The sequence below is a fragment of the Pandoraea cepalis genome (assembly GCF_902459625.1).
Lineage (GTDB): Bacteria > Pseudomonadota > Gammaproteobacteria > Burkholderiales > Burkholderiaceae > Pandoraea > Pandoraea cepalis.
This window is the reverse complement of record NZ_CABPRY010000009.1, coordinates 168,061-179,579: the sequence shown is the minus strand read 5'-3', so window position 1 is coordinate 179,579 and position 11,519 is coordinate 168,061. Positions and strand designations below refer to the sequence as shown.

The following is an 11,519-nucleotide window of genomic DNA, read 5'->3' as shown; positions in this document are numbered from 1 at the left end:
TGCGATGGGTGCCATGGCACGCGTTAGGCTCGCTCATCGGCCAACGGGCACGGACAACCGCGCCAGCAAACCGCCACCGTCGCGAGACGCAAATTCGAGCGTGGCGCCAAAGCGTGACGCGATGGCCCGCACAATGGAAATCCCCAAACCCGCCCCCTCCCCTTGCTGCCGACCCTGATCGCCGCGCCAGAAACGCTGGCCCAATCGCATCGCCTGCTCCGGCGCCAAGCCCGGGCCTCGGTCTCCTACCACGATGCAGTACTGCCGACGATGGTCGTCCATCCCTACCGTCACTTCGATCGGACACTCCGCCGGGGAATACCGCAGCGCGTTATCCACCAGATTGCGCACCGCCGTGGCGAGCATCGAACGAGGGATCGGTGCGCCTCCGTCCTCGCACGACATGCTGAATGCGATCCGAGGTACGTCACGACGGACCGGGGCCCCATTCCGCCACTCAGACAGTGACCCAACTCGCAGCGGAACGGGGCCCCGATCCGTCTCCTCCCATACGGCAAGGACTTCCTCCATCACTTCGCGCACCGACATGCACGCGTCCGGCGAATGCGCAGGCGCCTCCGCACGCGCAAGGGTCATCATCTGATCCAACGTATGCCGCAAGCGACGCACGCCCACCCCCGCCTGATGCAACGCCCGCCTGGCCGACTCGCCCCGCGTGATCTCCGCCACCTGCAAGTGTGTGTCGACCGCCGTCAACGGCGTGCGCAATTCGTGCGCCGCCGCATCGGTGAATGCCCGCTGATACGCCATCGCCTGGGTCAGTCGGTCTAGCAGCCCGTTAAGCGCCGAGACGACCGGACGCAACTCCGTCGGCGCACGTCCCAGGTCGATAGGCGCCGTGTCGTCGGCATGCTTGCGACGCAACGCCAATCGCAAGGTCTCCAACGGCGACAACCCGCGTCCAATGCCGATCCACAACGCGATCAACCCGCCCACCACCGCAATCATGAACGGCACCCCCACCGCACGCAGCAAGGCGCCCGTCAGCGCTGCCCGCTTGTCGAGTCCGTCCGCCGTCATCACCTGATATCCGCGCGCGTCCTGAAACACGTAGATGCGCCAGTGTTTGCCTTCGAACGCCATGGTGCTGAAACCCAGCGGCAGCGACCGCCCAGCCGACTGCGGCCCGCCATCGGTGCGCGCCAGCACCGCGCCATGCACCGAGCGAATCTCGCACGCAATCCGGTCGTCAGTTCCCACGCGAATCACGTCGTCCCAATCAGCCTTACCCACGCCCGGCGCAAGCGGCGACAGCGCGGCCCGCGCCAGCAGTCCCGACACCATCCGGGCCGACATCGCGAGACGCTCATCGAGCGCCCGGTCGAGATTCGCTTGCACCCCGCGCATCATCCAACCCGCCACCACCGCCCAAAGCACCACGAGTGCCACGCCAGCGATCAACACCGCACGCAAACGAAGGCTCATGACACCGCCCATCCCAACCGGTAGCCAAGGCCGCGCGCCGTCTGAATGACACCGCATCCCAATTTGCGACGCACGTTGTGAATGTGTACGTTCAATGCATTGCTGCCCAGCCGGTCGGTCAAGCCATACAGCCGCTCGTGCAACATGTCGGGCGTGAGCCACCGGCCTCGACAGCTCGCCAGATGCGCCAGCAAATCGACTTCCTTGCGCGAGAGTTCGACCGGCTCGCCATCGAGCCACGCCAGTCCGCTCGCCGGCTCCAGGCGCAGCGGCCCGGCCTCGATGGTCGGGGCCGCACGCCCCTGCACCCGGCGAATCAACGCATGCAGTCGCGCCGCCAACTCACGCAGGTCGAACGGCTTGACCATGTAGTCGTCACCCCCGCCATTCAAGCCGGCAATGCGGTGCTCGATGCCGTCGCGCGCCGTCAGGATCAGGACGGGCACGTCGCGCTCCATCGCGCGAATCTCTGCCAGAACGCCGAGGCCATCGCCATCGGGCAATCCCAGATCGAGCACCAGCGCATCGAACGTGTTTTCCGCATGCGCCGCCACCGCCGCCGCACCACACGCCGCATGCTCGACCGCGATACCCAGCGCGTGCAGCCCCGCGACAATGCCGCTCGCAATCAAGTCGTCGTCTTCCACCAACAGCACTCGCACGATTCCGCACCTCTTGTGAATATCGCGCCATGTTACGTACTTTGCGTAATGAATTGGACGGCGATCCCGCAGGCGTCGGCGTATCACCCACCCCCGACCCAAGCGCTGACGCTCGTTAACTCTCGGTTAATCGGCGTAGGCCACACTCTTGCCTGCTTCGGGATTTCCGCGGGAGAACAGATTTGCTACGTCGCGCTTTTTTCATGTTTGTGATTTTTCTCGGTGCCATCGGCTGGACGCGCACCGCCGATGCCTTGCCCTGGCAGATCACGCCGAAATTTCTGGAAGCGTCTCAGGTGCTGACGCTTTCCCCGGTCAGCCACGTTGACGGCCGGCTCGACGTCGTTGGCCATATTGCCAAGGATTACTACGTTTATCGTCATTCGCTGCGCGCCGAGGATGCGTCGGGCAGCCCCGTGGCGCTAACGCTCTCGGCAGGGTCGACACACACCGATGAGTTCTTCGGCGAGACGGAGATCTATACCGGCGATGCGTTGCGCATGCAGCTGCCCGCAACGACACCCGGTCCGGTAACGCTGCACTGGCAGGGCTGCGCCGACGCCGGCATCTGCTATCCGCCGCAAACGATGACGATCGCCTTGCCCGCCGGGTTGGCCTCAGGCGCAGCCACCCCGGCGATCCCGCCCGCCTCGTCCAGTCCAGTTGCCTCCGGTACCTCCCTGATGCCGGCTCCCCCTAATATCCCTGCGCCCGCCGCCGATAACGCCGCGCCACTCGCACAGGACCAGGCGGCGGCGCAACGACTCTCCTCGCTGGGTCCCATCACCGGCACGCTGCTGTTCTTCGGCTTTGGCTTGCTTCTGGCGTTCACGCCGTGCACGCTGCCGATGATCCCCATCGTCTCGACGATGATTGTGGGCCATCGTCCCGCGCCGTTGCGCGCGCTGGCGCTCTCGCTGTCGTACGTGCTGGCGATGGCGCTGACGTATGCGTCGGTGGGCGTCGCGGCGGGCCTGGCCGGAGCGAACTTGCAGGCAACCCTGCAATCACCCTGGCTGCTCGGCGCGTTCGCGGGGCTCTTTCTGGTACTGGCGGCGTCGTTGTTCGGTCTGTTCGAGCTGCGTCTGCCGACGTTCGTCGCGAATCGACTCAACGCCACCGGGCAGCCGCGCCCCGGCGGCAGCCTCGTCGGTGCGGCCGCACTCGGCCTGCTCTCGGCGCTGCTCGTCGGCCCCTGCATGACGGCCCCGCTGGCCGGCGCCTTGCTCTATATCGGTCAGACGGGCAACGCATGGACGGGCGGCGTCGCGCTGTTTGCACTGGGTGTCGGCATGGGACTGCCGTTGCTGGCCATCGCGCTGTTCGGCTCGCGGATTCTGCCGCGTCCGGGAGCGTGGATGGTCCGCGTGCGAATCGCGTTCGCCTATGTCATGACGGGCATGGCCATTCTGATGTTGAGCCGCTTCCTGCCCGGCAGCGTCAGCCTGATGCTGTGGGGCGCGCTCGGCCTCGGTCTCGCCGTCGGGCTAGGCGCGTGGTCATGGACGATGCGCGGCCAGTCCTCAGGATGGACGCTGTTGTTCGCGTCGTCGTTGGCCGGCATCTGGTCCGTACTCATGCTCGTGGGCGCCGCGTCTGGCAGCGACGCGGTACTCAGTCCTCTCGCACGGGCAAACGCGTCAGTCACGCATGGCGCGGCCGTGCAGAGTGACAAGCGATTGAACTACATCGGCGTCAAGTCTGCGGAGGATGTCGATGCGCGCATTGCTCAGGCGGTCGCGAAGGGGCAATGGACGTTGATCGACTTCTACGCCGACTGGTGCGTGAGCTGCCATGTCATCGAGCGCAATGTGTTCGGCGATCCGGGGGTCGCGGCTCGCCTGGCGACGATGCAAGTGCTGCGCCCGGACGTGACGAAAAACGACGCGATCGATCAGGCCCTGATGAAACGGTGGGGGGTGCTCGGCCCGCCCACGCTCATTCTCATCGATGCGAACGGTCAGGAGGTGCGCGCGCAACGCATGGTCGGCGAGCTGGATGCGCGTAGCTTCCTGCGCCATCTCGACGCAGCGGGGAACGCATGACCACCAGCCTTGGCCCGTTCTCCATACCGACGCTCGCCGTGGCCGCAGCGGCGCTGCTGGCCTGGCTCGTCGCGCGCTACCTCCTGCGCGGCACAGATGCCACGGCACGCCGCAGGGCGGCGAGCCTGCTGCTCGACGCGCTCTTCGTCGGCCTGATCGCGGCGCGCGCCGCCTACGTGCTGCGCTGGTGGCCCGATTACGCCGCGGCACCACTGTCCATTGTCGCGATTGGCGACGGTGGCTTCACGGTTTGGGTCGGGCTGCCCGTCGCACTGGGCTGGGCGCTGTGGCGTGTGCGCCGCGATGCATCAGCGCGTCGCCCGATGCTATGCGGCTTCGTCGCGGGCGTGGCACTTTGGGCCGCCGCACAGGTTGGGCTGGGCGCCCTGCAGCGCACCGCACCGCCGCTGCCGTCGCTGACGCTCGCGACAATCGACGGCCGGCCCGTGGCGCTCGACGCCTATCGTGGCCGCCCCGTCGTGGTCAATCTGTGGGCGAGTTGGTGCCCACCGTGCCGTCGCGAAATGCCCGTACTGGAAAAGGCCCAAGCGGACTACCCAGACGTGACGTTCCTGATGATCAATCAGGGCGAAGCCGCACATACGGTCGAAGCATTCGTGCAATCGCAAGGGCTGCAATTCAACCATCTGCTGCTTGATCCCGCATCGCAAGCCATGCAGGCAGCGAGCGCGCGCGCACTGCCCACCACGCTGTTCTACGATACGCAGGGTCGTCGCGTCGAAGCGCATTTGGGCGAACTGACGGCGGCACGTTTGCGCGACACGCTGCAACGCCGCCTTCATCGAGCTCCGGTGCCGCCGCCCCCGTAGGCGAACAACCCCGGCCCGAGCGTCGCAGAATCGTCGAACGAGCGCCGCTGCGGCACGTACATTCTTGCGAAAAATGGCTCGATCTCGCGAGAAACCCGTCGATCGGCTGCTTTTTGCGACGCCCCGCCCACGACACCCCGCAGATACTGCTACAATCCTCGTCACTATGAAGTCGTATCAGTCTTCCCCCCTCCTCTGGTCGCCTCTGACCGCCGCCCTGCGCTGGTGGCGGTAACCCGCCACGTCCATCTCATCCCCATAGCGCCCTCCCCCGCGGATCGCGAACTCAATGTGGGGGCACGCTCAGGGGGAATTCGCAAATCTCATGCGTTCGACAATCCTTTGTCACCCGACGAACAGGGACCATCATGCTGCTGATGATCGACAACTACGACTCGTTTACCTACAACATCGTCCAATACTTCGGTGAATTGGGCGAAGACGTACGGGTCTTTCGCAACGACGAAATCACGCTCGACGCCATCGCCGAACTCGCCCCCGAGCGCATCTGCCTCTCGCCGGGTCCGAGCTGTCCGGCCAACGCGGGCATCACGCTCGACGTGCTCAAGCGCTTCGCCGGCGAAATCCCGATCCTCGGCGTCTGCCTCGGTCATCAGGCGATCGGCGAAGCCTTTGGCGGCAAGGTCGTGCGCGCCCAGCAGATCATGCACGGCAAGGTGAGCGAGATCGAGACCACGCAACAGGGCGTGTTCGCGAATTTGCCCAAGCGCTTTACCGTCACGCGTTATCACTCGCTGGCCATCGAACGCGCATCGCTGCCCGACTGCCTCGAAGTCACCGCCTGGACGGACGACGGCGAGATCATGGGTGTGCGTCACAAGACGCTCGATGTCGAAGGCGTGCAGTTCCACCCCGAATCGATTCTGTCGGAGCACGGCCACGACGTGCTGCGCAATTTCCTGCAAGCCGCACCGCGCGTGGCGCAGGCTGCCTGAGCGCGCTGCTACCCGAGCGAGCCACCTGAGCCACCTGAGCCACCTGAGCCATCTGAGCCATCTGAGCCATCTGAGCCATCTGAGCCACCCGAGCCGATCCGACAGAAGCGAGAACAATCCATGATTACCCCGCAAGAAGCCCTGCAGCGCACCATCGAGCACCGTGAAATCTTCCACGACGAGATGCTGCACCTGATGCGTCTCATCATGAAGGGCGAAATTTCGCCGGTCATGTGCGCGGCCATCATCACCGGCCTGCGCGTGAAGAAGGAAACCATCGGTGAAATCGCAGCGGCCGCGCAAGTGATGCGCGAGTTCGCCAACCATGTCGACGCGCCCCCCGGCGAGCATTTCGTCGACATCGTGGGCACCGGCGGCGATGTGTCGCACACGTTCAATATCTCCACCGCGTCGATGTTCGTGGCAGCAGGCGCGGGCGCCAAGGTCGCCAAGCACGGCAACCGCGGTGTGAGTTCCAAGTCGGGCAGCGCCGACGTGCTCGAGGCCCTGGGCGTGAACATCATGCTCTCGCCCGAGCAGGTCGCCGAGTGTCTGCGCGAAGTCGGCATCGGCTTCATGTTCGCGCCGAACCATCATCCCGCGATGAAGAACGTGGCGGCCGTGCGCAAGGAAATGGGCGTACGCACGATCTTCAACATCCTCGGGCCGCTCACCAATCCGGCCGGTGCGCCGAACCAGTTGATGGGCGTGTTCCACCCCGATCTGGTCGGTATCCAGGTGCGCGTGATGCAGCGCCTGGGCGCCGAACACGTGCTCGTGGTCTACGGCAAGGACGGCATGGACGAAGTGTCGCTCGGCGCCGCCACGCTGGTGGGCGAGTTGAAGGACGGCAAGGTCACCGAGTACGAGATTCATCCCGAGGACTTCGGCCTGCAGATGGTGAGCAATCGCGGCCTGAAGGTCGGCAGCGCCGACGAATCGAAAACGATGTTGATCGAAGCACTCGACAACAAGCCGGGCACCGCGCGCGAGATTGTCGCGCTCAATGCCGGTACCGCGCTGTATGCCGCCAACCGTGCGGCGTCGATTGGTGAAGGAATCCAGTTGGCGCGCGAATCCATCGCCAGCGGCGCGGCGCGCGCGAAGCTCGACGAGTTCGTCGCTTTCACGCAGCGATTCAAAGGGTAAGGCATGGCGTCGGCACCCTCGCAGGTGCCGCGTCCAGCGCCTCCCGATTTCGATCACGACGGGCGTAGTCTTCGATGACGCCCCTCTAATTCAGTAGCCCCCGAATCATCCATCGATATGTCTACCGTTCTCGACAAGATCCTGGCCGTCAAGGCTGAAGAAGTCGCCGCTGCGAAGCGCGTGCGTGACCTCGCGAGCCTGCGCCGCGACGCCGAAGCCACCGTCGCCGACAGCGCGCTGCGCACACGCGATTTCGTGGGCGCGGTGCGCACGAAGCTCGACGGCGGTCTGCCCGGCGTGATCGCCGAGATCAAGAAAGCCAGCCCGTCGAAGGGCGTGATTCGCGAGCATTTCGTGCCGCCGCAGATTGCCGAGTCGTATCAGCAAGGCGGCGCGGCATGCCTGTCGGTGCTCACCGACGTGCAGTTCTTCCAGGGCTCGCCCGAGTATCTGAAGGCCGCGCGGGCCGCCTGCGATCTGCCGGTGCTGCGCAAGGACTTCATGATCGACGCCTACCAGGTGTACGAGGCGCGCGAGATGGGCGCCGACTGCATTCTGCTCATCGCCGCGGCGCTGGAACTGGCCCATATGCGCGATCTCGAAGCGCAAGCGCACGAGCTGGGCATGGCGGTACTCGTCGAAGTGCACAACGGCCAGGAACTGGACGCCGGGCTCGAGTTGAGCACGCCGCTGCTGGGCATCAACAATCGCAACCTGCACAACTTCGAAGTGTCGCTCGACACCACGCTGGGTCTGCTGAAGCACATTCCGGACGATCGTATCGTCGTGACGGAGTCGGGTATCCTCTCGCGTGACGACGTGATGCGCATGCGCGCGGCGGGCGTCAATGCCTTCCTCGTCGGAGAAGCCTTCATGCGCGCGCCCGAGCCGGGCGAAGCCCTCGCCACGCTGTTCGACATGCCCCGCTAACACCCTGCCACGCGCCACGCGAGCGATCGATGGCGCGGCGTCCCCCCTCACAGGAGCGGCCCCGATGGCCATCGAACGCGAACTCAAACTGGCCCTCCCGGGCGACCTGTCTGCCGAGCGCGCCGTCGCGCTGATTTCTCATCTGGACCGTTTGCCTGGAGCGGAAGCCCGGGGGGAACGGCATCTCGTCAATCGCTATTTCGACACGCCTTCGCTGGCGCTCTCGCAAGCGAAGGCCGCGCTGCGGTTGCGTTTCGTGGCGCGCGACGGCCACCCCGGACAATGGCTGCAAACCCTCAAGTCGGTGGGCGACGCGCGCGACGGGCTACATGTGCGCCACGAGTGGGAGCAGGCCGTGCAAGGCGAAGCGCTTGAACTTGCGCCGCTGATCGCCGCTTGCGACGTGCCCGGCACGGCGGATTTGCTGCGCGCCGAGGGGGCGAATGTCGTCGCCCAGTTCGAAACGAATTTCGTGCGACGGCTGTGGCGCTATATCGCAGGGGACGGCACGGCGGTCGAAATCGCCTTTGACCGGGGCGAAGTCGCGGTTGACGCCGGCGGCAAACGCCACACGGAGCCACTCGTGGAAGTCGAACTGGAATTGCTCGATGCTCCGGAGGACGACCGCGAGGGCCAAGGCGAACGCATTCTGCACGCGCTCGCGCAGGAATTGCGCGACGTACTGCCCGAATTGCAGAGCGACGACGTGAGCAAGGCGCAGCGCGGGTATCGTCTGCGGCAAAAGGTGCTCGGTCGCTGAGCGTCGCTCACGGACACGCGCACGATGCACGCGTCACTCTCCCAAGTCCACTCAACCGACTCATCGCATGACCTCACGCTCACGCGCGGCATCGCCATCGCCTACCGATGAAAGGCAACGCTCACTGTTCGACGAACCGACGCCAGTGACCGGCACGAACGACACGACGACTCCGACGCAGCCCCCCGTCGATGTCGCCGCTTCTGCCGCACCCTCACCGCGGCGACGCGGACGTCCGCCGAAAGCGGGTGCGCCGGTGACATCTGCATCGATGCCCGTCACATCAATCGCTCACTCGGTAGCCGCGAGCGCCGACGTCGCCGGCCCGCTCAAGGGTCGCGTCGAGGATCAGTTCGCCGCATTGCCCGGCGAGTGGAAGACACTTGTCGCGCCGTTCGTCGAGAGCGACGCGTACGCGCCGCTTTGCCGTTACGTCGATGCCGAAGTCTCCGCGGGCAAGACTGTCTACCCGGCGGACATCTTTCACGCGCTGCGCGTGACGTCGCCCATGGACGTGAAGGTCGTGATCCTCGGGCAGGACCCCTATCACGGTGACGATCACGGCATCGCGCAAGCGCACGGCCTGGCGTTTTCGGTGCAGCGCGGCGTGCGCGTGCCACCGTCGTTGCGAAACATCTACAAGGAAATCGAACGCGATCTGGGGATCGCCGCGCCGCCGCACGGCAATCTCGATGCCTGGGCGAAACAGGGTGTGCTGTTGCTCAACACGACGCTCACGGTGGAAGCGAGCAACGCCGCGAGTCATGCGAAGCCGTTCAAGAAGGGGGGATGGCAAGCCTGTACCGACACGTTGCTCAAGGGGCTGGCCGCCCGGCAAGCGCCGCTGGTCTTCCTGCTGTGGGGCAGCCATGCGCAGGCCAAGGCACCGCTGCTCGCCGGTCACGGTCATCTGCTGCTCGAAGCCCCGCACCCCTCGCCGCTCTCGGCACATCGCGGTTTCCTGGGCTGCGGCCACTTCAGCGCCGCCAATGCCTTCCTCGAACAGCACGGCAAGGCGCCCATCGACTGGCGCCTGCCGGCGTAAGGGCGTTGCAGCGGGACTCAGTCGCGCGATGACTCGGTGATGGGCGCCAGGGTGCCCATGGCGCCCTGTTGATAGCGGCGAGTGAGCGCCACGAGATCGCTCTCGTCGCGCGCCGCGAAGTTGCCGCGATAGACCACGGGTTCGTCGAGCGGTTCGCCACCGGCGAGCAGGAGACGCGCGCCGGTGCGTCCGGCCAGTTGCCACGCACCGGGCGCAAGCAACACCGCTTGCGCGCCGCCACCTTCCGCGCGTAACGCATGATTGGCCAGTGCCGCCTCGCCCTGCGCAATCAACGCGACCCAGCGACGGCCATCGCACGGGATCGTCAAGGTGCGCAGTTCGTCCTCACGCCAGTCGAGCTGCAACAGCGTCGTGCGCTCACTTTCCGTACGGGCGACATGGGCGACATGACGCTCGCCCCACTGCCCGCAGATCAACGTGAGATCGACGGCGCCTTCGCGCCAATGCGGCATGGCTTCGGCACGAACCACGGTTTGCGCGGGAGCGCCGTGCGCATGGCGGCCGGCGCGGCTCACGATCATCCGTATGCCACGCGCAATACCGTGGGCGTTCTCGGGAATGTCCTCGTGCACGGTGCCGCAGTTGGTTTCGAGCCAGAGCAGATCGCCGGCGCGCAGCCTGTCGTCGCCCCGATGGGCGTGACGGCAGCGCAGCGACGTCGTCGACTCGGGAAACAGGTAGGTCGCCACCACGCATCCGGCATGCGGATGCGGCGGTATGCACGCGCCATGACGACGGAAGAGATCGATCGACAGAAACGGATCCGTTTCGGCGACCTGATCGAAAACGCCCGCCCCCGCCGCCGCGGCGCAGCGGCCGGGCCGGGTGACGGGAAGCACGCGCGGGATGGCGCTCGCGTCGGCGTGAGCCGCCGGACGCTTCGTCTGACGCGGATGCAAGGGCGTCGGATGGGCCATGGGGGTACCTGCGCGTGCGGGAGAGCAGCCGTATTGTCAGCGTCGGCCCGAGGGCTTAGAGCGCTGCAATCGCTTCGCGAGCATTGGCAAATCCGGCGGCGGCCGATTCCGGACCGCGAGCCAGACCTTCCGCGAAGATGAACGTCACGTCCGTCATGCCGAGGAAGCCGAGAATCGTCTTGAGGTACGGCGTCTGGCTGTCGGCCGGCGTGTCCTTGTAGTTGCCGCCACGGGCGAATGCCACGATCACCTTCTTGCCCTGGATAAGACCTTCCACGGTGCCGTCTTCACGATAGCGGAAAGTCACGCGAGCACGGGCGATCCAGTCGAAGTACGCCTTCAGTTGCGACGGCACCTGGAAGTTGTACAGCGGCACGCCGAACACCACGTAGTCGGCTGCCTGAATCTCGGCGACCAGTTCGTCGCTGCGGGCGATGATGGCGTTTTGTTCTGCCGAGCGTTGGTCTTCCGGCGTGAAGAACGCGCCGATCACGGCTTCGTCCAGGTGCGGCACGCCATCGGCCAGCAGATCGCGCACGACGACCTTGGCACCTGCGTGCTTCGCGACCAGTTGCGCCACGGATTCGTTGGCGAGTGTGGTCGAGTTGGCACCTTGCGAGCGGGCGGCGGAATTGATTTGGAGAATCGTGGTCATGTCTCTGGCTCCTGAGCCTGGGGGTTCGAAAATCCGTCCGCGCTGGCCCCCATCTCGGGATTGCCGTGAATGGCGCGTCGGCTTGGTATGAATTCTAGTTACC

Annotated in this window: 11 protein-coding genes; 7 read left to right on the top strand and 4 right to left on the bottom strand. The window is 65.7% G+C overall.

All coding sequences use genetic code 11. The features are described 5' to 3' along the window. Positions 1 to 33: 33 nt before the first annotated feature. On the bottom strand, positions 34 to 1,446 hold the full coding sequence (locus PCE31107_RS18200) for an ATP-binding protein (RefSeq protein WP_150610115.1): 1,413 nt from the start codon (positions 1,444 to 1,446) through the stop codon (positions 34 to 36). Next, a complete protein-coding gene (locus PCE31107_RS18195) occupies positions 1,443 to 2,108 on the bottom strand; it encodes a response regulator (protein WP_150610114.1) in 666 nt (221 codons plus the stop codon). The genes PCE31107_RS18200 and PCE31107_RS18195 overlap by 4 nt, the downstream gene beginning before the upstream one ends. A gap of 203 nt (positions 2,109 to 2,311) precedes the next feature. Between PCE31107_RS18195 and dsbD the strand changes: the two genes are divergently transcribed. From dsbD to PCE31107_RS18155, 7 genes are all read left to right on the top strand, one after another. After that, entirely contained in the window at positions 2,312 to 4,153 is a 1,842-nt protein-coding gene (gene dsbD, locus PCE31107_RS18190; protein WP_150610112.1) for a protein-disulfide reductase DsbD, read from the top strand. Further along, a complete protein-coding gene (locus PCE31107_RS18185; protein WP_150610111.1) occupies positions 4,150 to 4,983 on the top strand; it encodes a TlpA disulfide reductase family protein in 834 nt (277 codons plus the stop codon). The genes dsbD and PCE31107_RS18185 overlap by 4 nt, the downstream gene beginning before the upstream one ends. Before the next feature lie 368 nt (positions 4,984 to 5,351). Then, positions 5,352 to 5,939, top strand: coding sequence for an anthranilate synthase component II (locus tag PCE31107_RS18180; protein ID WP_150590422.1), 588 nt, complete (start codon positions 5,352 to 5,354; stop codon positions 5,937 to 5,939). 120 nt (positions 5,940 to 6,059) lie between these two features. Further along, positions 6,060 to 7,088, top strand: coding sequence for an anthranilate phosphoribosyltransferase (gene trpD, locus PCE31107_RS18170; protein WP_017234672.1), 1,029 nt, complete (start codon positions 6,060 to 6,062; stop codon positions 7,086 to 7,088). A 117-nt stretch (positions 7,089 to 7,205) separates the two neighbouring features. Further along, positions 7,206 to 8,018, top strand: coding sequence for an indole-3-glycerol phosphate synthase TrpC (gene trpC, locus PCE31107_RS18165; protein ID WP_150610110.1), 813 nt, complete (start codon positions 7,206 to 7,208; stop codon positions 8,016 to 8,018). A 64-nt stretch (positions 8,019 to 8,082) separates the two neighbouring features. Continuing rightward, a complete protein-coding gene (locus PCE31107_RS18160; protein WP_150610109.1) occupies positions 8,083 to 8,778 on the top strand; it encodes a CYTH domain-containing protein in 696 nt (231 codons plus the stop codon). 67 nt (positions 8,779 to 8,845) lie between these two features. Beyond that, positions 8,846 to 9,823, top strand: a complete 978-nt coding sequence (locus tag PCE31107_RS18155) for a uracil-DNA glycosylase (protein WP_150610107.1) — start codon at positions 8,846 to 8,848, stop codon at positions 9,821 to 9,823. Positions 9,824 to 9,840: 17 nt separating this feature from the next. Here PCE31107_RS18155 and PCE31107_RS18150 read toward each other — a convergent pair whose 3' ends face one another. Both PCE31107_RS18150 and PCE31107_RS18145 read right to left on the bottom strand, forming a co-directional pair. Beyond that, complete coding sequence (locus tag PCE31107_RS18150; RefSeq protein ID WP_150610106.1) at positions 9,841 to 10,761, bottom strand: pirin-like C-terminal cupin domain-containing protein; 921 nt, start codon at positions 10,759 to 10,761, stop codon at positions 9,841 to 9,843. 55 nt (positions 10,762 to 10,816) lie between these two features. After that, positions 10,817 to 11,416, bottom strand: a complete 600-nt coding sequence (locus PCE31107_RS18145; RefSeq protein WP_130027237.1) for an FMN-dependent NADH-azoreductase — start codon at positions 11,414 to 11,416, stop codon at positions 10,817 to 10,819. Positions 11,417 to 11,519 lie beyond the last annotated feature (103 nt).

Bases quoted from the DNA above. Each gene is read 5' to 3' on its own strand.
- PCE31107_RS18200 (WP_150610115.1), bottom strand. From the start codon at position 1,446: ATGAGCCTTCGTTTGCGTGCGGTGTTGATCGCTGGCGTGGCACTCGTG.
- dsbD (WP_150610112.1), top strand. From the start codon at position 2,312: ATGTTTGTGATTTTTCTCGGTGCCATCGGCTGGACGCGCACCGCCGAT.
- PCE31107_RS18185 (WP_150610111.1), top strand. From the start codon at position 4,150: ATGACCACCAGCCTTGGCCCGTTCTCCATACCGACGCTCGCCGTGGCC.
- PCE31107_RS18180 (WP_150590422.1), top strand. From the start codon at position 5,352: ATGCTGCTGATGATCGACAACTACGACTCGTTTACCTACAACATCGTC.
- trpD (WP_017234672.1), top strand. From the start codon at position 6,060: ATGATTACCCCGCAAGAAGCCCTGCAGCGCACCATCGAGCACCGTGAA.
- trpC (WP_150610110.1), top strand. From the start codon at position 7,206: ATGTCTACCGTTCTCGACAAGATCCTGGCCGTCAAGGCTGAAGAAGTC.
- PCE31107_RS18160 (WP_150610109.1), top strand. From the start codon at position 8,083: ATGGCCATCGAACGCGAACTCAAACTGGCCCTCCCGGGCGACCTGTCT.
- PCE31107_RS18155 (WP_150610107.1), top strand. From the start codon at position 8,846: ATGACCTCACGCTCACGCGCGGCATCGCCATCGCCTACCGATGAAAGG.
- PCE31107_RS18150 (WP_150610106.1), bottom strand. From the start codon at position 10,761: ATGGCCCATCCGACGCCCTTGCATCCGCGTCAGACGAAGCGTCCGGCG.
- PCE31107_RS18145 (WP_130027237.1), bottom strand. From the start codon at position 11,416: ATGACCACGATTCTCCAAATCAATTCCGCCGCCCGCTCGCAAGGTGCC.